The 26,263-nt window shown below is 69.0% G+C and carries 22 protein-coding genes; 4 read left to right on the top strand and 18 right to left on the bottom strand.

Going from position 1 to position 26,263, the window contains the following annotated elements; genetic code table 11:
- Positions 1–88: 88 nt before the first annotated feature.
- From C8E99_RS15740 to C8E99_RS04565, 4 genes are all read right to left on the bottom strand, one after another.
- Positions 89–775, bottom strand: a complete 687-nt coding sequence (locus tag C8E99_RS15740) for a DUF6318 family protein (protein ID WP_147301170.1) — start codon at positions 773–775, stop codon at positions 89–91.
- A gap of 315 nt (positions 776–1,090) precedes the next feature.
- On the bottom strand, positions 1,091–3,502 hold the full coding sequence (locus tag C8E99_RS04575; RefSeq protein WP_115931298.1) for an ATP-binding cassette domain-containing protein: 2,412 nt from the start codon (positions 3,500–3,502) through the stop codon (positions 1,091–1,093).
- A gap of 88 nt (positions 3,503–3,590) precedes the next feature.
- The gene (locus C8E99_RS04570) at positions 3,591–4,001 is read right to left on the bottom strand and encodes a VOC family protein (RefSeq protein WP_115931297.1); all 411 of its coding nucleotides are present in this window, start codon (positions 3,999–4,001) and stop codon (positions 3,591–3,593) included.
- Positions 4,002–4,005: 4 nt separating this feature from the next.
- Entirely contained in the window at positions 4,006–4,524 is a 519-nt protein-coding gene (locus tag C8E99_RS04565; protein WP_425452913.1) for a helix-turn-helix transcriptional regulator, read from the bottom strand.
- 196 nt (positions 4,525–4,720) lie between these two features.
- Here C8E99_RS04565 and C8E99_RS04560 point away from each other — a divergent pair, with 196 nt between their 5' ends.
- The gene (locus C8E99_RS04560; protein WP_147301169.1) at positions 4,721–5,071 is read left to right on the top strand and encodes a DinB family protein; all 351 of its coding nucleotides are present in this window, start codon (positions 4,721–4,723) and stop codon (positions 5,069–5,071) included.
- Between the two features lie 31 nt (positions 5,072–5,102).
- On the opposite strand, the gene C8E99_RS04555 is transcribed toward C8E99_RS04560, so the two are convergent.
- Genes C8E99_RS04555 through C8E99_RS04545 form a run of 3 tightly spaced genes read right to left on the bottom strand, consistent with a single transcriptional unit; the run spans position 5,103 to position 10,222 of the window.
- Positions 5,103–5,690, bottom strand: coding sequence for a maltokinase N-terminal cap-like domain-containing protein (locus tag C8E99_RS04555; RefSeq protein ID WP_115931294.1), 588 nt, complete (start codon positions 5,688–5,690; stop codon positions 5,103–5,105).
- A gap of 41 nt (positions 5,691–5,731) precedes the next feature.
- Complete coding sequence (locus tag C8E99_RS04550; RefSeq protein WP_115931293.1) at positions 5,732–7,993, bottom strand: NADPH-dependent 2,4-dienoyl-CoA reductase; 2,262 nt, start codon at positions 7,991–7,993, stop codon at positions 5,732–5,734.
- 9 nt (positions 7,994–8,002) lie between these two features.
- On the bottom strand, positions 8,003–10,222 hold the full coding sequence (locus tag C8E99_RS04545) for an alpha/beta hydrolase family protein (RefSeq protein WP_115933221.1): 2,220 nt from the start codon (positions 10,220–10,222) through the stop codon (positions 8,003–8,005).
- 74 nt (positions 10,223–10,296) lie between these two features.
- Here C8E99_RS04545 and C8E99_RS04540 point away from each other — a divergent pair, with 74 nt between their 5' ends.
- From C8E99_RS04540 to C8E99_RS04530, 3 genes are all read left to right on the top strand, one after another.
- Positions 10,297–10,791 carry an NfeD family protein gene (locus C8E99_RS04540; RefSeq protein ID WP_115931292.1) on the top strand — a complete coding sequence of 165 codons (495 nt, stop codon included), beginning with the start codon at positions 10,297–10,299 and terminating at the stop codon, positions 10,789–10,791.
- 84 nt (positions 10,792–10,875) lie between these two features.
- Positions 10,876–12,138 (top strand): SPFH domain-containing protein, encoded by a 1,263-nt coding sequence (locus C8E99_RS04535; RefSeq protein ID WP_245952086.1) that lies wholly within the window; start codon positions 10,876–10,878, stop codon positions 12,136–12,138.
- A 141-nt stretch (positions 12,139–12,279) separates the two neighbouring features.
- Positions 12,280–12,624 (top strand): RNA polymerase-binding protein RbpA, encoded by a 345-nt coding sequence (locus C8E99_RS04530; protein WP_115931290.1) that lies wholly within the window; start codon positions 12,280–12,282, stop codon positions 12,622–12,624.
- A gap of 148 nt (positions 12,625–12,772) precedes the next feature.
- Here the strand turns inward: C8E99_RS04530 and C8E99_RS04525 are convergent, their stop codons facing one another.
- The 11 genes from C8E99_RS04525 to dop form a co-directional block, all read right to left on the bottom strand.
- Complete coding sequence (locus tag C8E99_RS04525) at positions 12,773–13,504, bottom strand: polyprenol monophosphomannose synthase (protein WP_115931289.1); 732 nt, start codon at positions 13,502–13,504, stop codon at positions 12,773–12,775.
- A gap of 85 nt (positions 13,505–13,589) precedes the next feature.
- Positions 13,590–14,738: a hypothetical protein gene (locus C8E99_RS04520; RefSeq protein ID WP_115931288.1), complete on the bottom strand. Its 1,149-nt coding sequence runs from the start codon at positions 14,736–14,738 to the stop codon at positions 13,590–13,592.
- On the bottom strand, positions 14,735–17,863 hold the full coding sequence (locus C8E99_RS04515; RefSeq protein ID WP_115931287.1) for a DEAD/DEAH box helicase: 3,129 nt from the start codon (positions 17,861–17,863) through the stop codon (positions 14,735–14,737). The genes C8E99_RS04520 and C8E99_RS04515 overlap by 4 nt, the downstream gene beginning before the upstream one ends.
- A gap of 69 nt (positions 17,864–17,932) precedes the next feature.
- Positions 17,933–18,799: a twin-arginine translocase subunit TatC gene (gene tatC / locus C8E99_RS04510; protein ID WP_342767556.1), complete on the bottom strand. Its 867-nt coding sequence runs from the start codon at positions 18,797–18,799 to the stop codon at positions 17,933–17,935.
- Between the two features lie 18 nt (positions 18,800–18,817).
- Positions 18,818–19,105: a Sec-independent protein translocase subunit TatA gene (gene tatA, locus C8E99_RS04505; protein ID WP_115931286.1), complete on the bottom strand. Its 288-nt coding sequence runs from the start codon at positions 19,103–19,105 to the stop codon at positions 18,818–18,820.
- A 38-nt stretch (positions 19,106–19,143) separates the two neighbouring features.
- The gene (locus C8E99_RS04500; protein ID WP_115931285.1) at positions 19,144–21,228 is read right to left on the bottom strand and encodes a helix-turn-helix transcriptional regulator; all 2,085 of its coding nucleotides are present in this window, start codon (positions 21,226–21,228) and stop codon (positions 19,144–19,146) included.
- 7 nt (positions 21,229–21,235) lie between these two features.
- Positions 21,236–21,631 (bottom strand): FKBP-type peptidyl-prolyl cis-trans isomerase, encoded by a 396-nt coding sequence (locus C8E99_RS04495; RefSeq protein ID WP_115931284.1) that lies wholly within the window; start codon positions 21,629–21,631, stop codon positions 21,236–21,238.
- Positions 21,632–21,695: 64 nt separating this feature from the next.
- Positions 21,696–22,733 (bottom strand): FKBP-type peptidyl-prolyl cis-trans isomerase, encoded by a 1,038-nt coding sequence (locus C8E99_RS04490; RefSeq protein WP_115931283.1) that lies wholly within the window; start codon positions 22,731–22,733, stop codon positions 21,696–21,698.
- A gap of 101 nt (positions 22,734–22,834) precedes the next feature.
- Complete coding sequence (pafA, locus tag C8E99_RS04485; protein WP_115931282.1) at positions 22,835–24,307, bottom strand: Pup--protein ligase; 1,473 nt, start codon at positions 24,305–24,307, stop codon at positions 22,835–22,837.
- Positions 24,308–24,312: 5 nt separating this feature from the next.
- Complete coding sequence (locus C8E99_RS04480; protein WP_115931281.1) at positions 24,313–24,516, bottom strand: ubiquitin-like protein Pup; 204 nt, start codon at positions 24,514–24,516, stop codon at positions 24,313–24,315.
- 73 nt (positions 24,517–24,589) lie between these two features.
- Positions 24,590–26,182: a depupylase/deamidase Dop gene (gene dop / locus C8E99_RS04475; protein WP_115933219.1), complete on the bottom strand. Its 1,593-nt coding sequence runs from the start codon at positions 26,180–26,182 to the stop codon at positions 24,590–24,592.
- Positions 26,183–26,263 lie beyond the last annotated feature (81 nt).

Genomic DNA, 26,263 nt, shown 5'->3' with positions numbered 1-26,263 from the left:
AATCACCGAAGAGTGAGCCAAGTCGGGTGACCAAGGCACTCAAGATCGTCCAAGTGGCCAAGTGGTAACCGACGCCTCTGTTCATGAATTACTCCAGGACTTCCATGGCGGTGATTTTCCACGCCTTGGCTTCAGCATCAAATACTGCTGATCCGGACCAGTTGGATTCGGATTCCTCCATCGCTGACGCCTCGTCGGCTATCGATCCATCAGGCTTGTAAACTTGAATACTTGATTCAGTGACCTGCGTGACAAAGCTGCCGTTGGTCTGATCGTCTTCTACGCGTGCAATTGATTCATTGACCTGGGCGTCGTCAGCCATCGCCCAGCCGCCCTCCTGGTATACCCAGTCCCAGATTTCGATCTGGCGTTGGCACAGTTCACATCCATCTCCGGAGACTTGACTCAGAAGGTCGGCTTCTCCCGTCGACTTCAAGTACGAAGCGCTGCCCCACCAGAACTCGACTGCGGCTTCCAGCCCTTCTTCGGTCGGCTCCTTTGCCGCTTCGGGTATCTCGGGAACCGGCACGTTCTTGGCCGGGGATGTCTCGGTGGCCGGCTCATACGATCCCGACGCGGACGAACTCGGCGACGCGCTGTCGGATCCAGTACCAGTTGGCGACGCAGAACCGGTCGAGACCTCTGTAGCACTCGGCGCAGCGGAGGAGGACGCCCCCTCTCCCCCATCACCAGAACACCCAGCCAACACCAAACCCACCGCCACCACACCGGCCAGACCAGCCAGTCGAACAGGACGATTCACCGGATCGGTCATGTAGACCCCTCCCTCAGGGCCACAGGGCCACCGACCACGAACCCGGAAACCAACTCGCTCCCAGACGAGGCAGTACGCCGTCCCCACGGCTTGCCAACACTCATCAACACTGCAGCCCGGACAGATCCCGCCCATCCAGCACTGCCCCACAGTCTAAACAGACCCCCATGAACCACATCACAGATATCCACAACATCAGCACGCCGACGGATGACGCCGGAGATCCGCAGCGCATTCTGGGCACTCCTCGGACATGCGATGGCCGCTTCCAAGAGTGCAATGGGACGGCGGCAGCCGGAAGCTGGCCCCTGGCGGCTATGACCCGACGTACTCGGCCAGGTGCCGTCCGGTCAGGGTCTCGCGCCGGGTTCCTGCCCCTGCCACTAAGTCGGCCGGCGTGCCCTCGAAGACGACGCAGCCGCCGTCGTGCCCGGCACCCGGACCCAGGTCGACGATCCAGTCGGCATGGGCCATCACCGCCTGGTGATGCTCGATGACGATCACGGTCTTGCCCGAGTCCACGAGACGGTCCAGTAGGCCCAGGAGGTTCTCGACGTCAGCCAGGTGCAGGCCGGTGGTCGGCTCGTCGAGGATGTAGACCTCGCCCTTCTCCCCCATCTCGTTCGCCAGCTTGAGCCGTTGCCGCTCGCCGCCCGAGAGCGTCGTGAGGGGCTGGCCCAGCTTCAGGTATCCGAGCCCGACGTCGGCCAGGCGCACCAGGATCTTGTGGGCTGCGGGGAGTCGGGCCTCGCTTTTGGCGAAGAACTCCTCGGCCTGGGCCACGGACATTCCGAGGACCTCGGCGATGTTCTGCCCACCGTCGGGACCGAAGCGGTACTCCAGGACCGCGGCCTGGTAGCGCCGCCCGTCACAGTCCTGGCAGGTGGAGGCCACCGTGGACATGAACCCCAGCTCGGTGTAGATCACGCCCGCGCCCTTGCAGGTGGGGCAAGCGCCCTCGGAGTTGGCGCTGAACAGGGCCGGCTTGACCCCGTTGGCCTTGGCGAAGGCCTTGCGGATCGGCTCCAACAGTCCGGTGTAGGTAGCCGGGTTGGAACGGCGGGAGCCCTTGATGGCGGACTGGTCCACCACCACCACGCCCTCGCGGCCGGCCACCGAACCGTGGATCAGCGAACTCTTGCCGGAGCCGGCCACCCCGGTGACGGCCACCAGCACGCCCGTGGGCAGGTCGACGTCGACGTCCTGCAGGTTGTTGGCGTCCGCCCCGCGGACCTCGAGGTGACCGGTGGCCGTCCGCACCGACTCCTTGAGGCGGGCACGGTCGTCCAGGTGCCGTCCGGTGAGGGTGTCCGAGGCACGCAGGCCGTCCAGGTCGCCTTGGAAGGTGATTTGGCCGCCATCGGTCCCGGCATGCGGGCCGAGGTCCACTACATGGTCGGCGATCCGGATGGTCTCCGGCTTGTGCTCGACCACCAGGACGGTGTTGCCCTTGTCCCGCAGCTCGAGCAGCAACTGGTTCATCTTCTCGATGTCGTGCGGGTGCAATCCGATCGTGGGCTCGTCGAAGACGTAGGTGACATCGGTCAGCGAGGATCCCAGGTGGCGGATCATCTTCGTGCGCTGGGCCTCGCCCCCGGACAGCGTGCCGGCGGGGCGGTCGAGGCTGAGGTAGCCCAGGCCGATGTCCACGAAGGAGTCCAGGGTGTCGGCCAGGTTCGCCAGCAACGGGGCAGCGGCGGGCAGGTCAAGGCCCCGGAGCCACGCAGCGAGGTCGGAGATCTGCATCTGGCACAGCTCGGCGATGTTCTTGCCGTTGATCCGCACCGAGCGGGCCTCCTCGGCCAGCCGGGTGCCCTCGCAGTCCGGGCAGGTGGTGAAGGTGACGGCCCGGTCCACGAAGCGGCGGATATGCGGCTGCATGGCATCCCGGTCCTTGACCAGCATGGACTTCTGGATCTGCGGGATCAGACCGAGATAGGTCAGATTGATGCCCTCGACCTTGATCTTGGTGGCCTCACGGTACAGCAGGTCGTGCAACTGCTTCTTGGTGTACTTCTTGATCGGCTTGTCCATGTCGAAGTACCCGGAGCCCTCGAAGATCCGGCCGTACCAGCCGTCCATGGAGTAGCCGGGGATCGTCAGTGCGCCCTCGCGGAGGGACAGCTCTTCGTCGTAAAGGGCGGTGAGGTCGAAGTCAGTGACCGCGCCCCGCCCTTCGCAGCGGGAGCACATGCCGCCAAGACGGTTGAAGCTCGCCTTCTCCGCGATGGTCTTGCCCCCACGTTCCACCGTGATGGCCCCGGAAGCGGACACCGAGGGCACATTGAAGGAGAAGGCGTTGGGCGGGCCGATGTGCGGCTCCCCCACGCGGCTGAACAGGATCCGCAGCATCGCGTTGACGTCCGTGGCCGTTCCGAGGGTGGACCGCGGGTTGGCGCCCATCCGCTCCTGGTCCACGATGATCGCGGTGGTCAGCCCCTCGAGGACGTCCACCTCCGGTCGGTCCATGCTCGGCATAAAGCCCTGCACGAAGGACGAGTACGTCTCATTGATGAGCCGCTGCGATTCGGCCGCGATGGTGCCGAAGACCAGGGAGCTCTTGCCGGACCCGGACACCCCCGTGAAGACCGTCAGCCGCCGCTTGGGCAAGTCAACGCTGACGTCCTTCAGGTTGTTCTGCCGTGCGCCGACCACGCGGATCGTGTCGTGTGTATCGGCCTCGTGAACCGTTGCTGTTCCGGTGGACTGGTCAGTGGACGTGCTCATGCGGGCTCCGATGCGGGACGTGAGTGCTGGACGGGGACGTGGTGTCGGGATGAGGCGCCCGCCACGGTGGGATGCTGATGCGGCGGGTTCAGCTGGACTGCTGGACGCGAACCATATTTCCGGACGGATCACGGAAGGCGCAATCACGCAGGCCGTACGGCTGGTCGATGGGCTCCTGGACCACGTCCGCCCCGCCGGCCTGAACCCGCTCGAAGAAGCCGTCCAGATCGTCGGTGGCGAGGTTGATGCCGGCGTACGTGCCTTTCGCCATCATCTCGGTGATGGCCTGACGCTCGGCCTCGCTGAGGCCCGGGTCCACCGCCGGCGGGGTCAGCACGATGGCCGTGTCCGGTTGGCCGGCGGGGCCGACCGTGATCCACCGCATGGTGCCCCCGCCCACGTCGAGGCGCACCTCGAATCCGAGCAGGTCGCGGTAGAAGGCCAGAGAGGCCTCCGGATCGGTATGGGGCAGGAAGCTGGAGTGAATGGTGATGGTCATGGGTTCAGCGTAGGACGCGGCCGGATCCGGGAGCTTCTTGATTCCTGACCGGATTCCCCGCTGGATTCCCGGCCGGCTCACCCGGCGGTTTCCGCAGAGGCCGGGTGGCATGCCGGACCACGCAGGTGGGCAGCCCGTCCGGATCGCGGCCCGCCCGGTCGCGGTACTCGCTCGGGGGCATGCCCACCAACTCGGAGAAGCGGGTGCTGAACGTGCCCAGGGAGGAACCACCCACCTCGAAGCAAACCTCCGTGACGCTCAGACCGCCCCGGCGCAGCAGGGACATCGCCCTCTCGATCCGGCGGGTCATCAGGTACGAGTACGGGGATTCGCCGTAGGCGCACTTGAACAGCCGGCTCAGATGGCCGGCGGACATGGCCTCGCCGCGGGCCAACGCCTCCACGTCGAGCGGCTCGCGGTACTCCCGGTCGATCCGGTCCCGGACCCGCCGGAGGCGCACCAGGTCCTCCACCGGGATCCGGCGGCTGGCAGAGCCTGAGGTACTCGGCGCCGTAACGGGCACGGCACTGGGCGCGGGGCGGGGGGTCACCGTCACCATTCTGTCAGGTGGTTGTCCCCAGCATCCCGGCATTCATCATGCATGTATCCGGCCTTCTCCTGGCAGATCCAGCGCGACACCCGGATTTCTGCATGACCGACAAGAAAGCCCCGTGACCGGCTCTGGTGACATACGTGGCGTCGATGCCACACTGTGGGCCATGGCGACCACCCCGCAACAGGATGGACCGGAGCCGCTATCCGTCATCGAAAGGGACCGCGCAGAAGTGCTGGCCCTTCTCGAATCCACGGCACTGGATGCTGGACTGCGCACGCCGGCGGGCACCATGACCCTGGCGGGCTACCTGGCCACGCGGATTTTCGAGTTGTCGGTGCACACCGTGGACGTGGCGCGGGCCACCGGGCAGGCGATGCCCGCCGACTTGGCTCCCGTGGTGCCGAGAGTCGTGCGGTTGGCCGCCGATCTCGCGGTTGCCCGAGGCGCGGGCGTGGTGGTCGCGGAGGCTCTGACGGGCCGCGGGCCGCTCTCGGACGGATTCACCGTCCTCTGATCGGCGCTCCTTGCCCGTGCCGGGCAACGGCTCAGGCGGGCTCCGTGTTGAGGCTGAAGATGATGCCGCCACCACCCGGCCAGGTAGCCCACAGTCGGCGGGACTCGGCGAGGTGCTCGGAACCGGCGGTCTCCGGGTCGGAGACCACCCGGTGGACCTGGACCCGTCCCGGCTGGTCGGCCAGGGGCCCCAGCACGGTCACACTCACCTCGTCGGTCTCGTGGCCGATGTACTGGCCGTCCTCCTCGTAGAGGTGCACCTCTGCCTGCTGCTGCAGTCCGTCGAGGGCCCGCTGGAAGCAGGCGGTGGCCACCGGGTCCGCCATGGCGTCGTAGACCCAGCGTTGTCCGAGCACGGAATGGTCCACGGTACCGATCAGGTAGGGCTCCGCGCCCTCGAGCGGGGCTCCGCGGTAGGACATGGGCACGTGCAGGACCTGGTCGCTGCCCTCCCGGTGGACCAGATGTCCCTCGACTCCCACCTCGCCGTCCGGATCGTCATAGCGGTAGGCGCCGACCCTGACCAGCTCGCCCTCACCGGACCACGGTTGCTGGGCCAGCCAGGACTCCAGGAGCTCCTGGATCGAGGGCACCAGGGTTGCTTGGTAGACGGTAGCCATGGGCCCCAGTGTACGGGGAGGCCGGGAGGAGCCGCAGGCCGTCAGAGCGCCGCGGCCACCCGCGTCGCCTGCTCAATGGCCCGCTTGGCGTCCAGCTCCGCGGCCACATCGGCTCCGCCGAGGAGCACGACGTCGGCCCCGGCGGCCTCCAGCGTCCCGTACAGCTCGCGTTGGGACACCTGACCAGCGCACACCACGACATCGTCCACCGCGAGCACGCGGCGGGCGCCGTCGATGTCCAGGTGGAGGCCGTCGTCGTCGATTCTGACGTAGCTGGCACCGGTGATGAATTCGACACCACGGGCCTTCAGGGCGGCACGGTGGACCCAGCCGGTGGTCTTGCCGAGGCCCGCCCCCATCTTGGTGGTCTTGCGCTGGATGAGGTGGACGGTCCGGGCCGGTGCCTCCGGTCTGGCCGGTGCCAGGCCGCCGCGTCCAGAGAACTCGGTATCCACGCCCCATTGCCGCTGCCAGTCCTCGAGCGGTTGGGCGCCGACCAGGGCGCCGGGCTCCGGCCAATGCCGGTGCTCCCCGCCCTCGCGATCCTCCCGATCGTCCCGGCCCTTTCGGTCCGCCCGGTCCTCCCGATCGTCCCGGCGCTCCCGGTGCGGCTCGGTGAGCAGTTCGGACACGTCGAAGCCGATGCCGCCGGCGCCGATGACCGCCACGCGCGGACCGCACTGCACCCGGCCGTCCACCACGTCCGGATAGGCGTGGACGTTGGGCCGGTCCACTCCGGGGAGGTCCACGGCGCGGGGCACCACACCCGTGGCCAGCAGGATGCGGTCGTACCCGCCGTCGAGCAGCTCGGTGGCGGTGACGCGGTGGGCGAGGCGCAGGTTCACCCCGGTCTCCATCAACTGGTGCTCGTAGTAGCGCAGGGTCTCTGCGAACTCCTCCTTGCCAGGGATCTGCCGGGCGAGACGGAACTGTCCGCCGATGGTGTCCGAGGCTTCGAACAGGTCCACCTCGTGGCCCCGGGCGGCGGCCTGGGTGGAGGCGGCCAGCCCGGCCGGCCCGGCGCCGACGACGGCCACGCGCAAGGCCGTTGTCCGGGCGCGGGCGGCGGCTGAGGGGACTGAGCCACGGTGCGGTGCAGGGGTCGAACGACCTGTGGCCACCGGGGTCAGTGGCAGGAGGGCCCGTTCCGGCAGCGGCGGGAACGCGGGATCGGTCTCCCGGCCGGCGCGCGGGTTGACCAGGCAGGAGGCGGGCTTGTTCTGGAACGTGTGGTCCAGACAGGCTTGGTTACAGCCGATGCAGGAGTTGATCCGTTCCGGCGTCCCGGCGTCCGCCTTCAGCACCCAGTCCGGATCAGCGAGGAACGGCCGGGCCATGGTGACGAGGTCGGCCCGGTCCTCGGCCAGGATCTGCTCGGCCGTGTGGGGCATGTTGATGCGGTTCGAGGCGGCGACGGGAACCGAGACCACATCTCGGATGCGGCCCGTGAAGTCCGCGAACGCGGCGCGAGGCACCGAGGTGACGATGGTGGGCACCCGCGCCTCATGCCAGCCGATCCCGGTATTCAGCAGGCTCACGCCAGCCCGCTCGAGCTCCCGCGCCAGGTCCAAGGTCTCCTCGAGGGTCTGACCGTCCGGGACCAGATCCACCATGGACATCCGGAACGTGATGATGAAGTCCTCTCCGGCGGCGTCGCGGATGCGGCGGACGATCTCCGTGGCGAAGCGGCGGCGCCCTGCTGCCGAGCCACCCCACGCATCGGTGCGGGTGTTGGTCCGGGGTGAGAGGAACTGGTTGATCAGGTACCCCTCGGAGCCCATGATCTCCACACCGTCATACCCGGCTTGGCGGGCGTGCCCGGCCGACCGGACAAAGGCCTCGACGGTGCGCTCCACGGCCCGGGTGGAGAGGGCCCGCGGAGAGAACGGGGTGATGGGGGACGGAGACGCCCCGGGGGCGGCCGAGAATGGATGGTAGGCGTAGCGGCCGGCGTGCAGGATCTGGAGGACGATCCGCCCGCCTTCGGCATGCACCGAGTCGGTGATGACCCGATGGGTGGTGGCATCCCGCCTTGAGCGCATGGTCCCGGCGAAGGGCGTGAGGCGTCCCGTGAGATTGGGTGCGTATCCGCCAGTGACGATCAGCCCTACTCCTCCGCGGGCCCGCTCGGCATAGAACGCCGCCAGCTTGGTCGCATCGGCACGCCGGTCCTCCAGGCCCATATGCATGGAGCCCATGATGATCCGGTTCGGCAGGGTTCCCCCGAGGACCTCGAGGGGGCGGAACAGGTGCGGGTACGGCGAGGACGGACTGGCCGGGGAGGTCTCGGCGGAGAGGGTCATGCGTCGATACTACTCGTCAGTAACTTGTCTGGCGAGGTGCCGATCCCACCACCGGAGGATGTGGTCGAAGCGCACCCGCCGGTGCCAAGGCGTTCCGGACCGGGACAGCTCGTGGTCCTCCCCCGGGAAGATCAGCAGTTCCGCCTCCACGCCCCGGGCCCAGAGGGCCTGGTAGTACCGCTGCGCATGCTCGATCGGGCAGCGCAGGTCCTCTTCCGAGTGGATCACCAGGGTGGGCGTGCGGACCCGGTCCACGTGGTGCAGCGGACTCTGCTGCCGCAGGCGTTCAGGATCCGAGCCCATGTACTGCTCGCTGAAGAACCAGCCGATGTCGCTGGATCCCAGTGCCGAGACGGGGTCCAGGTAGCCGCGTTCCACGATGGCAGCGGTGAACCGGTGGTCATGGGCGGTGATCCACGCCGTCATGTAGCCGCCATAGGATCCGCCTTGGACTCCGATCCGGCGGGCGTCCAGTTGACCGCTGCCCGCAGGCCCGAACTCCTCGAGAGCCCCGTCCAGGAAGGCGAGGATGTCCTGGTAATCGACCGTCCCCATGCGTCCCTGGATGGAGGCCCCATGATCCGCGCCGTAACCGTCGGATCCGCGGGGATTGCACATCACCACGGCATAGCCGGCGGCCACGAGCACCTGGGTCTCGTCAAACCAGGACCAGGTGTACTGGGCATATGGTCCGCCGTGGATGGTGAGGATGACCGGGTGGGGCCCCGGGCCTTCCGGCAGGAACACCCAGCCGTGGACGGGGGGCTGCTCGTGGTCCTGATCCCCGTTCCGGACCTGCTCCTGTTCCGGCTCCGAGGACCGATCTGGTCGATCACGGCTCGGACCGCCGTACTCACGCTCCAGTCCGGCAACCGGTGGGAGGTCTGCACGCCAGGCGGCATTCGGGTCGAAGAGCTCCAGGAGGTCGCTGCCCCTGCGCAGGATGCCCACCGCGCCCGGAGAGGCCGCACTTGTGGAGGAGACGGCGAGCGTGCCACCCGTCTCGCAGGCCCCGGTCACCTCACCTTGCTGGTCCACGATCACCTCGGGTTGGCCCTGGTGGGACACCCGCACCAGCACGGTCCTGCCGCGGCTCACCCCCAACGCCAGCACCTGGTCCTGGCGGGAGGGCCGCAGGGGGCCGTTAAAGCCCATGGCCGCAGGATCCGTCAACAACCGCGGTTGCAGGCCAGTCGCAGGGCGGTCCCATCCGATGGTGGCCTCCCGCACGGCGCTGGCTGCCGGGAGGGCATACACGGCACCGTTGGACGCCACGAACCCCAGGCCGGACTCCCCCAGATCCTGGCCCATCAGATAGAGCCACTCCCCGTTCCGCGAGACGCACGGGGACCCGTACCCGACGCGCGCCTCGGTGCCGCCGGCCACGAGTCGCACGGGGCCGGCGTCGGGATCTGCCGCAGGCCCGGAGCCTGACGGCCCCGGTTGGTCGTGAGCATCGCTGCGCGCTTCCACCACGGCGACGGCGGTGCGCAGGCTCTGGCCGAACCCCGATTCCGGGGTGGTCGCGAAGAAGACATGGCGGCTGTCCGCGGCATAGACGGGATCAGAGGCAGCCCGCTCTCCCCCGGTCAGCGGACGCGCCGCGGGCAACCCGGGAGCACCGGCGTGAGAGTCCTGAGGCTCCGCCATCCGGCCTCGGGCCGGGAAGACCGGTTCGCCCTTCGGATCAGGCACCTCGATCTCGAACAGTCGGGGACGCTTGTCGGCCGTGTACCCCTCCCCGTTCAGCCGGTGATCCGGGCCTGTCACCAGCCGCGGGTCCTCCTGCCCTGGCCCGACGCCGGCCACGGTTCCATAGCGGCCCGGTTCCGCTTCGGGAGAGGAGAACGTGATCCAGCGGGAGTCCGGAGACCATGCGAACCCCGTGACTCCCAACCGACGATCGGTGACGATCCGGCTCTCGCCGCCGTCCAGCGGGATCAGGGCCAATTGTGGAGCGGACGGTGCCCCGGAGTCAGAATCGGGCGCCGGAGACCGCAGGAACGCCACGGTGGTGCCGTCCGGGGACAGCTGCGCCCCAGAGTCCCGGTAACCCTGGGTGAGGCGCCGTGGCGGGGCGGAACCGTCCGTGGGCATGACCCACAACTGGCCGGTGTAGCCGTCCGTCCTGAAGTCCGGGCGGGACGTGCCGACCACCAGCCGGTCGCCGTCCGGGGTCAGCGTCGGCGCATCCACGCTGGTGAGCAGATCCAGTTGATCAGGTCGCATGTCCATAACCTACGTTGTCCCCCGCCCGTTCAGCAGGCAGGATGGGGGGGAGAAGGTTAATCGAGGAGGCCGCAGTGATCGAATGGGTGGGTGACAACCTGTGGGTGCTGTGGCTGAGCCTGGCCGTGGTGTTCGCCGTCGTCGAGACCATGGTGCTGGACCTGGTCTTCCTCATGCTGGCCGCGGGTTCCGCCGCCGCGCTGGCCACCGCCCTCGTGGGAGGCGAGGCCTGGCTGCAGATCGTGATGTTCGCCGGGGTCTCCTTGCTGATGCTTGCGGCCGTCCGGCCCACGGCGCTGAGGCAGCTGAAGAAGGGCTCAGCGGACCAACTGACCAACGTGGACTCGATGCCCGGCCGCACCGTGATGGTCCTGGAGGACACCGGGTCAGCCGCCGGCCTGGCGAAGATCGACGGGGAGACCTGGACGGCACGCTCGGCCACCGGCGTGACCATCCCCGCCGGCAACGAAGCGGAGATCGACGAGGTGGACGGCGCCACGCTGATCATCCACCCGAAAGCCGCCATTGACTGGGATTCCGGCACCGCCGGACTCCCTGAAGGAACCTGACGCCGCGACCGCCGCGGTACAACGTCTGCACCACCAGCAGACTCACAACGTGGCCCGAACGGGGCCGCAGGAGGGAGCATCGGCGTGGAAGTCCTCATCGTGCTCATAGTCGTCGCGGTCCTCGTGGCAATCATCCTGATCCGAGCGGTGCGCATCGTGCCCCAGGCGCGGACCGGCATCGTGGAACGCCTGGGCAAGTACCAGGCGACCAAGGGCGCCGGCCTGACCCTGATGATCCCCTTCATCGACCGCATGCGTCCGCTCATCGACATGCGTGAACAGGTGGTGTCCTTCCCGCCGCAACCGGTGATCACGGAGGACAACCTCGTGGTGTCCATCGATACGGTGGTGTATTTCCAGGTCAACGACGCCAAGGCCGCGACCTACGAGATCAACAACTACATCCATGCCGTGGAGCAGCTGACCACCACCACGTTGCGCAACGTGGTGGGTGGCATGAACCTGGAACAGGCCCTCACCAGCCGTGACTCGATCAACAACCAGCTGCGCGGGGTGCTGGACGAGGCCACCGGCAAGTGGGGCCTGCGCGTCTCCCGTGTGGAGCTCAAGGCGATTGACCCGCCCCTGTCCATCCAAGACTCCATGGAGAAGCAGATGCGGGCCGAGCGTGATCGCCGCGCCGCCATCCTGACCGCGGAGGGCACCAAGCAGGCCGAGATCCTCACCGCCGAGGGCCAGCGACAGTCCGCCATCCTCGAGGCGGAGGGCGACGCCCAGTCCCGCATCCTGCGGGCCAACGCGGAGGCCGAGGCGATCCACGTGGTCTTCGAGGCCATTCATGAGGGCCGTCCGGACCCGGATCTGCTGGCCTACAAGTACCTGGAGACCCTGCCGAAGATCGCCGAGGGCGACGCCAATACGATGTGGGTCATCCCCGCCGAACTCACCGATGCCCTCGGCCGCCTGGGAGACGCCTTCGGCGGTTCCGGCGCCGGCGCGGGGGTCCCCGGTCTGCAGTCCCCGTCTCGGAACTCCGAGTCCGGCTCCGCCGACGGCTCGGATGAGGCGGACGACGAGGACCGGCAGGGTGAGGTGACCGCCGGTGCCCGGCGCCGGCGTCGTGAACCCCGTCCGACCACGGCTGCGGAGCTGAACGAGTCGAGCCAGAGCGTGGCCAAGATCGTCGACACCCCGCTGGAGGAGGCGTTGGCACCGCCCGCCATCCTCGAGGACGAGCACTCGGAGACGGCGGAACGTGCGCTCCGGGCGACGTCCGCCCCTGCCGACCTTCCCTCCCGGCCGGCACGGACCCCGGGTCAGGACACCGGGCCGGATCCTGAGCAGACACCGGAGCCGGAACCGGGCCAGGGTAGCCACCCGGCCTGATCCCATGGCCATCGCGGTTGGCGCGCCGGCGGCGGGAACAAAACCTGCCTCCGGGGCGTTGGCCAGGAGAGCACCCCCACACCCACTAGACTGGGTGGTCGACGTTGTACCGCCCCGCCGACGGGGCCGGAAGGAGATCGAATGAGCGACCGTAGCCTGCGCGGCATGCGCCTTGGTGCCCAGTCCATGGAGTCCGAGGCCGGAGTCGAGCCCGCACCGCGCCAGCGGGTCGAGTACCGCTGTGAGGACGGGGAGAAGGTTCTCGTCACCTTCGCCACCGATGCGGATATTCCGCCGACCTGGACCTCCAAGACCGGCAAGGTGGCCTTCCTCGTCAACGGTGACAAGCCGAACGAGTCCGATGCCAAGCCCGTGCGCACCCATTGGGACATGCTGCTCGAGCGTCGCAGCATCGAGGAGCTGGAGGACACCCTCAAGGGTCAGCTGGACAAGTTGCGCGAACGCCGCGGCGAGAAGGTCTCCTGACCCTCCCACCACCCAGCGTGAACGCAAGAACCCCCGACCGGATGGTCGGGGGTTCTTGCATTGGCGGCGGCCGGCCACTGCACGAGGGCCGCGGGCGAGGGCAACGGGCCCGCTGGGGCCCGTCGGCAGGCCCTGTGCCGGTTGTCCGTCAGAGGCCGAGCTTGCCCTTCAGGACGTTCCAGCGGGCCGCCAGTCCCCACTGGGTCACAGACGTGACGGCCTCGGTGATGATGTTGCCGCTCATCTTGGACTCGCCGTACTCGCGCTCCACAAAGGTGATCGGCACTTCGACGATCTTCTTGCCCAGCAGGGCCGTGCGGAAGGTCATGTCCACCTGGAAGCCGTAGCCCTTGGACTGCACATCGTCCAGGTCGATGGCCCGCAGGGTGTCCGCACGGTAGGCCCGGTAGCCGGCGGTGACGTCGGTCAGGTTCAGTCCCAGCATGATCCGCGGGTACAGGGAACCGCAGATCGAGATCAACTTGCGGTGAGCAGGCCAGTTGACCATCTTGCCCCCCGGCACACGGCGGGAGCCGATGACGAGATCGGCGCGGTCGATGGCCTCGATCAGGCGGGGCAGCTGCTCGGGCTGATGCGAACCGTCCGCGTCCATCTCGACCAGGACGTCGTAGCCCTGGTCCAGGCCCCAGTGGAAGCCGGCGATGTAGGCTCCGCCGAGGCCGTTCTTCTGAGTGCGGTGCAGCACGTGGATCTGTGGATCGGCCACGGCGGCGCGGTCAGCCCAGTCACCGGTCCCGTCCGGTGAGGCATCGTCCACCACGAGCACGTCGGATTCCGGCACAGCCACACGCAGTCGGTCGAGCGTGCGGGGCAGCGATTCGATCTCGTTGTAGGTGGGAATGATCGTCAGCAGGCGCATAGGCGAAGAAATCCTTTGGGTGTGTCCGAGGGCATCGGGGGTCAAGTATAGGCCGGTCGGCCATGCACGGTCTGGGCGGCGCCGATCAGGTCCACGCCGGGGAGCGGTAGACCTCGGTGCCGTCCACCAGGGTGGCCAGGCATTCCGGTGCGGCGGTGCCCTCTTCCAGGACAGGCAGCAGGGGTGTGCCCGCCCGGGTGTCGGTGCTCCACGCGGCGACCCGTCCGTCCGGCGCCTGAACACTGAGGGCCTCAGCAGCCCAGATGCCGAACGTGGCCGGGGAGGAGGGCGCGATCCGGCCCGCCATCGAGAGACCAGCCCCGATGGACATCGGGAGGGCACGCAGTCCCGCCTTGGTGGCGGCCGTGAACCCTGAGCGGGCGGAGATCCGCTGATCCGGATCGGCATGTTCGAGGCTGGCGCGGATGGCGGACCACAGATCCGGGGCCTGGGCGCCGCTACCGAAGGACACCGGGACGGCGTTGGACAACAGGGAGGCGATCGGGGCGGTCAGGGTGCCGTCGGCATCCGGGACGGCCGTGAAGGACAGGCTGTTCTCCGCCAGGGTCTGGATGGCCTCCTGCTCCACCGGGCCGTTCCAGGACAGGCGGTGGCGAACCATGCCGAGGGCGGGAGTGCCCTGGGCCTCCGCCGTGGAACGGAGGGCGGAGATGACCGCGGCCAGTGCGTCCGGATCCTGGGGCAGCAGGTACAGCTGGATGCCGGCGGCGGTGGCGCTGGCGGTCAACCGGGTCACGCCCGCGGCGTCCAGTCCCCCGGGCCCGACGACGGCCGACAGCCCGGCGACCGTGTCGGCGGAGACCACGGCCGCGAGGTCGTCGGCCGTGCCGGCCGCCTCGTCAGGGCCGACGGCGCGGTAGTGAATAACCTGGCCACCGCTCGCTCCGGAGGCCCCGGCGCCCATGGGACCGCCGGTGACGGACAGGAAGACGCCGGCAGAGCCGGCGGTGGTGTCAGCGTGGGTGAGCGGGCCGGCGTCGTGCGCGGGTTGGCGGGCAGGGCTCGGGTCCAGGACGAGGGAATCCACGAAGGCGGGCACCACGAGGGCGCCGTCCAGATCCATGACCTGCCAGTCGGCTCCGGAGCGGGCGCGCATCGAGGCCGCCGTGTCCTCGGCGCCCACCCAGGCCACGGAACCGGAGACCACCAGCATGGCGGTGGCATACGGATCGGCGGTGGAGTGGAGGGTCCCGTTGACGAAGAGGGTGCTCATCCCTCCAGACTATCCACACCCGAGTAGGCGACGACGCCACGACGGACGAGATCCGTAGCACGTCGGCACTGGCCGGAGAGCCCGGGGCGGCCGGGCACCTTGGCCAGCTGGTCCAGCAGGTCGATCACCTGGCGCGCCCACCGGACGAAGTCGCCTGCCGCGAGGTCGGTGCCCTTGAGAGTGTCCCTCAGGTTCCGGCCGCGGGCCCACCGGTGGATGGGCCAGACCAGTCCGGGATCCGGCTCCGCGGTCGGCTCGAGTTGGGCGCCGCGTTCGGCCAGCTGAAGTTCATACCAGTGCTCGGCGGTGCCCTCCAGCACGTGCTGGAGGGCGGGGGTGGGCATCTGCGGGATCCCGACGTTCTCGGCCCCCTTGGCCTGGAACACGAGCAGGGCGGCGAGGCCGGCCAGTTCCTCCGGGTCGAGCCCGTCCGCCAGGCCGTCCTCCAGCACCAGGGAGGTCAGCAGGTCCCGTTCACCGTAGATGCGCCGCAGGGTCTGCCCGGCGGCGGTGACGCCGGGTGAGTCCTCCGTGCCGGCCACGGCTCCGGGCACCGTCCGGGTGCCGTCCCCGACGGCCACGTAGCCGTAGGTGGTCAGCAGGCCCACGAGCCGGTCGAACGCCTTGGCGATGGTGTTGGTCCGGCCCTGGATCCGGGCGGCCAGCTGGTCGATCTCGCGGCGCAGCTTCCACCAGCGTTCGGCCCAGCGGGCGTGGTCCTCGCGGTCCTTGCAGCCGTGGCAGGGGTGGCGTTCGAGCTGGCGCCGCAGGTCCTCGACACGGCCGGTGCTGCCATCGTCCTGGAACCTGAACCCGGCTGCGGTCCGCTGACCCGGCGCGGGACGGTGCTCGCGCAGGGCGGTGCGCATGGCGGCGGCGATGTCCTTGCGCTGCGTGGGGGTCTTGACCTGGATGTTCTGGGGCAATCGCGCCCCACCGACCGGGTCCACAGGCTCCGTCACATCATCCGTGCCGATCCGGCGCAGTTGCGCCTCCTGAGTGATGATGCCCACCCGGGGGTTGGCCGGGTTCCCGGCAGGGAACACGACGACGGCGGTGCCCAGCCGTCGCGGGCCGGGCACCTCGATGATGTCCCCCGGCAACAGATTGGCCAGGGAGTCCTTGACGGCCCGTTGGCGGGCCCGGTTGCGGCCCTTCGACGAATCCTTCTCTGCCTCCGAGAGCTCCTTGCGCAACCGGGCGTACTCCGTGTAGTCGCCGAGATGGCAGGTCATGGACTGTTCATAGCCGGCCAGGGACTGTTCCCGGGTTCGGACCTCCCGGGCCAGGCCGACCACCGAGCGGTCCGCCTGGAACTGGGCGAAGGAGGACTCCAGGATGGTCCGGGAGCGCTCGAGGCCGAACTGGGCGATGAGGTTGACGGACATGTTGTAGGTGGGGCGGAACGAGGAGTTCAGCGGATAGGTACGGCGGGAGGCCAGCCCGGCCACGGCCGCCGGGTCCAGGCCCGGACGCCAGAGGACCACCCCATGGCCCTCCACGTCGATGCCGCGCCGCCCGGCACGCCCCGTCAGCTGGGTGTACTCCCCTGCCGTGATGTTCACGTGCGCCTCGCCGTTGTACTTCTCGAGCTTCTCCAGCACCACGGTCCGCGCGGGCATGTTGACCCCCAGCGCGAGGGTCTCCGTGGCGAAGACGACCTTGACGAGGCCGAGGCCGAAGAGCTTCTCCACCACTTCCTTGAAGGGCGGGAGCATCCCGGCGTGGTGGGCCGCGAACCCCCGGGACAACCCGTCACGCCAGCCCCAGAAGCCCAGGACGTCCAGGTCCTCAGCCGGCAGGGACTGACCGGCCTCGTCCACCATCGCCTGGATCCGCTGCTTCTCCCCTGGCGTCGTCAGGTCCAGCCCGACGGCCAGGCACTGCTCCACGGCACCGTCACACCCGGCCCGGGAGAAGATGAACGTGATGCAGGGCAACAGTCCCTCCCGTTCGAGCACCCGGACCATCCCGGGGCGGGAGATGCGCAGCTGCCCGGGGTGACGCTGGGGCTCCCCCTGCCGTCCACCGCTCGAGGACCCCTGCGAAGGGCCGGCCGCGCCGGCGTCGTACCGGGTGGTGGCGGTGCGCTCGTCCCGGCCGTAGGGGGCCGGTCCGGACCGCCGGCGGTCCCGCGGCTGGCGTCCGGAACCGCCGCCGTCCCGGCCGCCGCTCCTGCCCCCGCCGGTCTTGCCGCCGCCGCGGCCTCGGGGACCACCCCGGCCGCCGCGGTAGGTGCTGCGGCCAGGACGCCCCCAGTCACTGCGTTCCTCGCGGCGTCGCTGGTCCTCGGCCAGGCGCGCCAGCTCGGGATTCAGCACCAGGCGGCCACCCGAGGTGTCCTTTGGCTCCGGCGCGGGCTGGGCGTCCGAGGCGGGGTCGTCGCTGACGGGGGCGACCTCGTCGAAGGCCACCTCGGTGGCGAAGAGGTCGTAGAGCTGGTTGCCGGCCATCACGTACTGCCACAGCGGCACGGGGCGGTGCTCGGAGACGACCACCGAGGTGGAGCCGCGCACCGTGTCCAGCCAGGCACCGAACTCCTCCGCATTGGACACGGTCGCGGACAGGGAGACGAGTTGCACGTGCTCGGGGAGATGGATGATGACCTCCTCCCACACGGCCCCACGGAACCGGTCGGCCAGATAGTGGACCTCGTCCATGACCACATAGGCCAGGTTCGTCAGCGTGTCGGAATCGGCGTAGAGCATGTTCCGCAGCACCTCGGTGGTCATCACCACCACCTCGGCCTCGGAGTTGATGGCAGTGTCCCCCGTCAGCAGTCCCACCCGGTCGGCCCCGTAGGTCGCCACAAGCTCCTGGAACTTCTGGTTGCTCAGGGCCTTGATCGGGGTGGTGTAGAAGGCCTTCTGGCCGTGGGTCAGGGCGAGGTGGATGGCGAACTCGCCGACCACCGTCTTGCCGGCGCCGGTCGGGGCGGCCACCAGGACGCCGTTGCCGGCCTCGAGTTCGCGGCAGGCCTCAGCCTGGAACGGGTCCAACTCGAAACCCAGGGTGGTGGTGAACCGGCCCAGTTCGGTCCGGGCGTCTGCGGCCCGGCGCTTGGCGGCCGCGTAGCGCTCCGCGGGGCTCGGCCGGCCGGTGGTGTTGTCCGCGGAAGGTGCCATGTGGCCAGCCTAGGACATGGCCGGGCCCTGCCGCCGACCGGACCGGCAGAGCCGAGGGAACGCCGGGGCCTACAGCTCGTCGAGAGGCCTCGGGCCCGTGGTGAGGTACTCCTCGTTGTCCTGCTCGGCCTTCGCGGCACGCTTGGCCCGCCGCTTGTCATTGACCAGGCAGATGACGATGGCGACGCCGAAGAGCAGGATGAGCGGCATCGCCAGGTAGAACATCGTGATGGCGTCAGATCCCGGTGCGGCCAGGGCGGCGATGAGCGCGATCAGGAAGACGGTGATCCGCCAGTGTTTGATGATCTGCTTACCGGGGAGGACGCCGATCATGTTCAGGCCGACGAGCACCACGGGCAGCACGAGGGCGAAGCCGAAGGCCAGGAACAACCTCAACACGAAGGGGATGTAGACGTCCGCCGAGATCACGTTGGCCGTGCCCTCCGGGGACAGCCCCACGAAGAATTGGACTGCCTCCGGCAGCACGAGCCAGCCCAGCACGACGCCCAGGACGAACAGCGGGACGGCGGCCCCGATGAACCCCAGGGCGTAGCGCTTCTCCTTCTTCTTCAGCCCCGGCACCACGAAGGCCCAGACCTGGTACAGCCAGATGGGGCTTGAGATGACCAGCCCCACGAACAGGGCGACCTGCAGCATGATGTCGAACGGCTGCCCCACGGCACTGAAGGACACCGTGACGATGCGGCCCTCGTCGGAGAGCCGGTGCACCGGGTCGATCAGTGCCGAGAAGAAGGGCTGGTAGATGATGAACCCGACGATCGCGCCCAGAGTCAGGCCGATGCCGGCGATGATGAGGCGGTTGCGCAGTTCCTTGAGGTGGTCCTTGAGGGCCATCTCCCCCGCGGGGTTGTTCTTGCGCGCGGCCCGGGTGACCTTGGTGCGCTTCGTCCGGGCCGCCTTGGGAGCAGACGTCATGGAGGCGGTGACCTGCTGCTACTGCTGGTCGTTGGTGCCGGTCTTCCGACCGTTCCGCGTGCCGTCGGCGTCACCGTTGACGATGCGGCCCTCGACGGCGTCTGAGCCCTCGGGGTCCTGACCGTCCGCGGAGTCTGAGGTGTCCTTCTTGCCGGTGCCGTCGTCCTTCATCTGCTTGACCTCGGACTTGAAGATCCGCATCGACTGGCCGAGGTTGCGGGCCATCGCGGGCAGCTTGGGGGCCGCAAACAGCAACAGCACGATGGCGATGATGATGACGAGTTGCCATCCCTGAAGTCCAGCCATGGGGAGCGTCCTTTCGATTGAACGTTGTCGAGTTTACGTCACGCCGCAGGTCCGGTGCCCGTGGAGACATCCGGTGACGGTGAATTCCCGGTGACGTATCCGGTCCGGGCGCGCTGGAGCCAGTCGACGGTGGATTCGACGAGCTCCTGGGGGGCCAGCACCCGGAACTCCCCGCCGAAGCGGGCTGCCTGGGCGTGGGCATAGTCAGCGTGGGCGAGCCTGACTTCCGCGATCACCGAGCCGTCCTCCAGGACGGCGGTCCTCTCCGGATCGAATCCGGCGGCCAGGTCACGGATGCGGTGGGCGAAGTGGATCGTCACGGCGGCTTCATCACCGTGCTGGGTGAACAGACGGTCGTCCACGGGCAGGTGACGGGGGTCGAAGGTCTCCCCGGTCTCGCGGACGGCGGCGATCCTGTCGAGCCGGAAGTTTCGCCGGCCGTCGCTCGAACTGCACCAGGCTTGCAGGTAACCGTGGCCGCCCTCGCTGGTGATGCGCAGCGGTTCCACGGCGCGGGTAGAGGTCTCGTCCTTGGTCGCGGAGTGGTAGTCGATCGAGAGCAGGGTCTGTTCGCGGACGGCGGCGTGCAACTGGCCGGCCAGCTCGGTGAAGGGACCGAAGTCGAATCCGGCCACGATGCCGGTACCCGCCTGCTCCACCTCGGGACCGGACACGGCCAGGATCTTGTCCAGCGCCGACGCAGTGTCCTGCCGTTCGATGTCCGTGAGTCCCGGGATGCCCGCGGCCGCACGGAGGCCGATGGCCAGGGCGGCGGCCTCCGGAACGCTGAGGCGAAGCGGGCCGGAGAGCCGTTCGGCCTGGGTGATGTGGATCCGGCCCTCCTGCTCCAGGACCTCGAACTGTTGTCCGGCGAACTGCCGTTCGGGCATGCCGCAGAACCAGAGCTCGTCCAGGATGGCGGTGAGCTCACGATCGCCGACGTGGAGCCGCTCGGCCAGCTCGGCGCGGCTGATCCCGTCCCGCTGATTCGCCAGCCCGATGGCGTCCACCACGGCGGCGACCTTGTCCCGGTCGCTCCTGCGGTTGCGGCGCCGCTTCGGCGTGCTGAGCGTGTAGTCCGGCCGTGCCGCCACATGGGCGGCCAGGGCGCCCTCGAACAACGTCACGACGGCGGCCCGCAGCGGGTCCTCGACGTCCGGAACCCTGGCCAGGGGTCCCGCCGCGGCGATGCTCCCGGCCAGTTCCGCCGGACGGGTGTAGGTCACCCGGACCTCGTCCCAGCCCTCCGGCACCGTGGTGGAGTTCTCTGTGGGGTCGGCACCGATGCGCAGGTGGACGGCCCGGCCGGTGGCCAGGTGCAGCACGGTGGACGCCGACTGGCGCTGCCCGGAGACCACGTCGTGGACCGCCTGGACGTCGAAGTCGGCGGGCCGGCGCGGGGCGCGGTCATGGCCGGGACCGGCCGCAGCCACCCGGGGTTCGGACTCGAACCGGGTCAGGCGGAAGGTACGTTGCTGTTGTCGGTCGAGATCCCAGCCGACGAGGTACCAGACGCCCGTCGGATTGGTCAGCGCCCAGGCCCGCACGGTCCGGTCCTCAGCGCGCTCGGCATTCACGGTCCGGTAGCTGAAGCGCACGACCGACTGGTCGCGGACCATGTCCCCCAGTTCCGTCAGGTAGCGGTCCGCTCCCGCCAGGCGCACCCCGAAGGCCTCATGGTCGGAGCCCGACCTGGCCTCGAGCCAGTCCTCCCCCGCGTCCACCCGGCCGAGGGCCCGGACCACGGCATGGCCGGTCTCCGAACCGGCCCAGGCGGATTCCGCCCGCATCAGGGCCAGTCGCTCCCCGTTGGTGAACGGGACGGCCGGCAGGTACATCCGGTCCTCGTCGATCCGGTAGCGGGTCTCCCCGCCCGGCTCCGAGGACTCGAAGCCGGACTCGTCCTGGACCGTGAAGGACTCCAACGGCACGCCGATGCCCTTCAGGACCTCCTTGTCACGGGTGAACATCTTCTCGAACGCCGCCGCGGACGGGGACAGCGCGTAGGCGTCCACGGAGGTGACCAGGTACTCGCGGGTGACCCCGCGGCGGCCGCTCGCCAAGAGCACCCACAGCAAGGAGACGATGCGCTCCGTGGAGCGCGCAGGCGATGCGGCGGACACGGTGGGTTCAGTTGATCCCGACGAGGTCCACCACGAAGATCAGGGTCTCGCCCGGGCCGATCTCGCCGCCGGCGCCGCTGTCCCCGTAGGCCAGGTGCGGCGGGATCTCGAGACGGCGCCGGCCGCCGAGCTTCATGCCCAGCAGGCCGTCGTCCCAGCCCTTGATGACCTGGCCTACACCGACCTGGAAGTCCAGCGGCTGGCCGCGGTTCCACGAGGCGTCGAACTCGGTACCGGTGGACCAGGCCACCCCGAGGTAGTGGCAGGAGACCCGGTCGCCGGCCTCCACGGCCTGGCCGGAGCCCTCGGCGATGTCCTCGATGACCAGCTCTTCCGGCGGATTGTCACCGGGGAACTCGATCTCCGGGCGGGTGCGGTCATAATTGCGCTGTCCGAAGGACATGGGTTTCTTCCTTCCAGAAGGTGGGGCTCAGAGCATTCAGCTGAGTTCTGTGGTCTGTCCCAGACTACTCAGACTCGGGGGACGCTGACTCCGCGGGGGCCGACTCTGCCGGGGCCGATTCTGAGGGGGCCGGCTCGGTCGACTCCGGTGCCTCGGTGGGCTGGGCCGGGGCCATGGTGTGCAGGATGTCCACCACGAACACCAGGGTCTCATTGGGGCCGATTCCCTCGGTGCCCTCTTCGCCGTAGCCCATCTCCGGCGGGACGACTAGAAGCACCTGGGAGCCGACCTTCTGGCCCTGCAGTCCTTCGGACCAACCGGCGACGACGCCACTGAGTGGGAATCCTGCAGGTTCACCGCGCGACCATGAGGAGTCGAACTCCTCGCCGTCGGACCACTTCACGCCCTTGTACTGGACGGTGACGTGGTCACCCTCACCGACCTCCTCGCCGTCGCCCTCGATGAGCGGCTGCACGACGAGGTCGGTCGGGGCATCGCCCTCGGGCGCGGCGATGGTGGGTTCGCCGGAGTCCTCGTTCAGGGTGACCTCGGGGAGCGCCTCGTCCGTGACCTCCACGGATCCACCCTCGGCGCGCGCCGGTCGGACGTCGGAGATCTGGAAGACCATCAGTTGGTCCGGGGCCCCCTGGCCCATCTGAGCTCCGGGCATGTAGAAGGAGATCTGCGCGCCGACCTTGTTCTGGTCGAGCATGTTGTACAGGACGTCATTGCCCTCTTTCAGCGTGTCGCTGAGGAACACGGCCTCGGAGCCCTGAGTGAAGTTCTCGGCGGTGACCTCGCCGGAGGCCGGATCCACGATGGCGGTCTGCACCAGGGCGATGTCGCCGTCATTGACGTCCGCGCCGTCGCCGTCCTTCAGTACGCGGGAGGAGACCTCCTCGGCCTGGATCTCACCGTCCACCGTGACCTCGGGGGCACCGTCCTCGTTGACCTCCATGGACACGGGCTCCAGGGCCTCGATGTCACCGGCGCCACGTGGCTCTGGGGCGGCACAGCCGGCCAACAGGAGGGCTCCGACCAGGGAGAGGGACAGGGGCGCGGCGGCGCGGGACCGGCGCGATCGGGACACGGTGCGGGACATGGGATCCTTCGGTAGTACGGGACGGTGCCGGCCCCGGGGCGAGGAGGGCGGCGGGGTGACACCCAGGCCGGGCCGTCACCCGGCCCTCTCAGTCTGTCACGTCAGACTGGATGGACGCTGGATGGGTCGGACTCCTCGCCAGCCGCGTGGCGCAGGTGACCGATGAGCGCATCGAGTCGATCGGACTCGGTCTGGAACGGGTCCTTGATGCTGATGGCCTGGAGCGGTCGATCATTGAGCTTCAGGTGGGTCCAATCGACCGAGTAGGTCTGACCCGCGTCCCGCGCAGCACGGATGAACCGGCCCCGCAGGGTAGCGCGGGTGGACGGCGGTGGGTTGTCCACCGCGTCCTCGATGGCGGCATCGTCCAGGAACCGCGCGGCGGCTCCGCGCGACTGCAGCAGCGAGAACAGGCCCCGTTGGGGCGTGATGTCATGGTAGGACAGGTCGAGTTGGGCGATCCGTGGCGCATCCCAGTCCAGGGAGTTCTTCGCGGCGTACCGGGACAAGAACCGGTGCTTGATGGCCCAGTCGATCTCGGTGTCGATCCGGGAATAGTCCCCGCTCTCCACGGCGTCCAAGGTGCGTTCCCACAGATCAAGCACGGCCGGCACCCGATCATGGTGGGGTCCGTGGTCCCGCACGAAGGCGGTGGCCTGCTCCAGGTAGTGCCGCTGCAGCTGCAGGGCCGAACGGTGCCCACCGTTGCGCAGTTCGAGCTGCGCGGTTCCGGTGAGGTCGTGGGACACCTGCCGGATGGCCCGGATGGGGTTGGCCAGCTGGTGGTCACCCAGGGGCGTTCCGGCCTCGATCATGCGCAGCAGCAGGTCGGTGGCCCCGAACCGGACCAGCTGGGTGGTCTCGGACATGTTCGAGTCCCCCACGATCACGTGGAGGCGGCGGTACTCGGCGGCGTCCGCGTGGGGCTCGTCTCGCGTGTTGATGATGGGACGGGAGCGGGTGGTGGCAGAGGAGATGCCCTCCATCACGTGGTCGGCTCGTTGGGAGAAGGCGAAGTGGGGTTCCGGGGTTCCGGGCGTTCCCCCCGCCGTTCCGTCAGCCCCGTGCAGCCCTCCGTCGCCGGCCCCGGAGCGGGTGCCGATGGCCTTGCCCGCCCCCGAGACCAGTTGCCGGGAGATCAGGAAGGGGATCAGTGCCTCGGACAGTCGGCGAAACTCGGTCCGGCGGTTCAGCAGGTAGTTCTCATGGGAACCGTAGGAGTTGCCCGCGGAGTCCGCGTTGTTCTTGTACAGATAGATGGTCCCGGTGAAGCCGTCGGCCCTCATGTGCCCGGTGGCCTCATCGATCAGTTCCTGCATGACCCGCTCGCCGGCCTTGTCCACCGCCACGAGCTCGTCCAGGGTGGAGCACTCCGCCGTGGCGTACTCCGGGTGGGAACCCACGTCCAGGTACAGCCGGGAGCCGTTGGTGACGAACACGTTGGAGGAGCGGCCCCACTCGACCACGGGACGGAACAGGTACCGGGCGACCTCCTCGGGCGTCAGCGGCCGTGATCCCGGATGGGAGTAGTGCACGCCGAATTCGGTCTCGACGCCCATGATCCTACGGTCCATGCGGGCTACTGGCCGCCCTTCTGGACGAAGCCCTTGACGAACTCCTCGGCGTTCGTCTCGAGAACCGAGTCGATCTCGTCGAGCAGACTGTCCAGGTCCGCGGTGCTGGTCTGGCCCGCGGTGCCCGTGGGTGCCGGCGTGGGATCCGCGTCAGGACCGTTGGCGGAGTCTTCCTCGCGTTCGAAGGATGAGCCGTACTGCTGTGACATGGTCGCTCCTGAGGGTGGTGAGGGTGGTGAGGGTGGTGAGGGTGGTGATGGTGGTGTGTGTCGGTGAGAGGATTCAGAGGTGTCCGTGATGCCGTGGCGGGCCGGCCTGCACCCGGGCCAGGGCCTCGAGCAGCCGCTCGTAGGAGCCCTCCGCCGCCGGCTCCTCGAACACCCCTGACAGCTGTTCTGCCGAGCCGGCCAGCGGCTCACGCTGATGGAAGCGGTAGAGGGGGCCCTCGCCGTCCTCGCGCACCAGGAGGGTATCCCAGCTGGCCCCGACCACGTGACGTCCGAACACGTCCACCGTCCGGCCGCGTGCCCAGGCCCGGGTGTCCCGCGGAGGCGAGCCGACGGCGTCGCGAATCCTCTCGTCCGGCACCAGTCGGCGGAGCGAGCCACGTCGCAGCAGGGCCTGGTAGAGCCCCTTGTCCGGGCGCAGGTCCGCATACTGGAGGTCCATCATGCCGAGGCGGGGATCGCCCCAGTCCAGGCCGTGGCGCTGCCGGTACCCGGACAACAGCTGGTACTTGGCCACCCAGTCCAGCCGGTCGGCCATGGCAGCCGGATCGGTCCCGAGGGTCTCGACGGACTCCCGCCAGGCGTTCAGCACGTCCAGCGTGGCCTCGTCACCCATACCGAAATGGTGGACGTGCCGCTCGGCGGCCTCGAGATAGACCCGCAGGATCTCCAGTCCGGTGGCATCACGGCGGCCGCCCGGGCCGGCGCCCTCCAGGGGACGCGCCAGGGGGACGGTGGCCTGCAGGGTGGGATCGTGGCTGATCCGCTGCAGGGCCGCCACGGGGTCCATGAGCTCCACCTCCGGCGCGGTGCCGAGCTCGATCATGGAGAGCACGAGGGCGGTCATGCCGCAACGCAGCCAGGTCGCATACTGCGAGAGGTTGGCGTCCCCGATGATCACGTGCAGCCGGCGGTACCGGTCGGCGTCGGCATGTGGCTCGTCTCTCGTGTTCACGATGGGCCGCCGCACCGTGGTCTCCAGGCCGACCTGCTCCTCGAAGAAGTCGGCCCGCTGACTGATCTGGAACCCGGGGCCCGACCCCGTGACACCAAGCCCGACGCGACCGGCCCCGCAGATCACCTGCCGGGCCGTGAAGAACGGCACCAGGCGCTGTGTCAGCTCATCGAAGTCCAGGCTGCGGGTCACCAGGTAGTTCTCGTGGGCGCCGTAGGACACCGACTTGTTGTCCGTGTTGTTCTTGTACAGCAGCACCTGGGGCTCTCCCGGTGCCGCTGCGATGCGCTGCGAGGCGGCCAGCGCCACCAGGTCACCCGCCTGGTCCCACACCATGGCATCCAACGGGTTCGTGGTCTCGGGTGAGGAGTATTCGGGATGGGCATGGTCCACGTAGAGGCGGGCCCCGTTGGGCAGGACCAGGTTCGTCAGCAGGTGCATGGGACTGCCGTCCTCGCCCATCAGTGGCTGATCCGTCAACTGCGTGGGATGGGCAGCCGAGCGGGGCAGCTGCCAGCCGCGGGCGTCCACGAGCGGGGATTCCTCCCCGTAGTCCCATTCCGTGCCCGCCACGGTCCCGCCCCGGGAGGTCACGAGGTCCGCATAGGCGTTGACCACCTCCACGGAGAGCACCGAATGCCCCGCACCGGGGTTGGCGGGGGCGTGGACGCCGTACTCGGTCTCCAGCCCCATCACCCGGTGGACTCCCCACCCGGCGGTGTCGCGTCCGGCCGGAAGCACGGCCTCGGACGGGACCAGCCCGTGCCGGTCCGC

The organism is Citricoccus muralis, from assembly GCF_003386075.1.
GTDB lineage: Bacteria > Actinomycetota > Actinomycetes > Actinomycetales > Micrococcaceae > Citricoccus > Citricoccus muralis.
The sequence above is the reverse complement of the archived record's forward strand: the minus strand, read 5'-3'. Positions and strand labels throughout refer to the sequence as shown.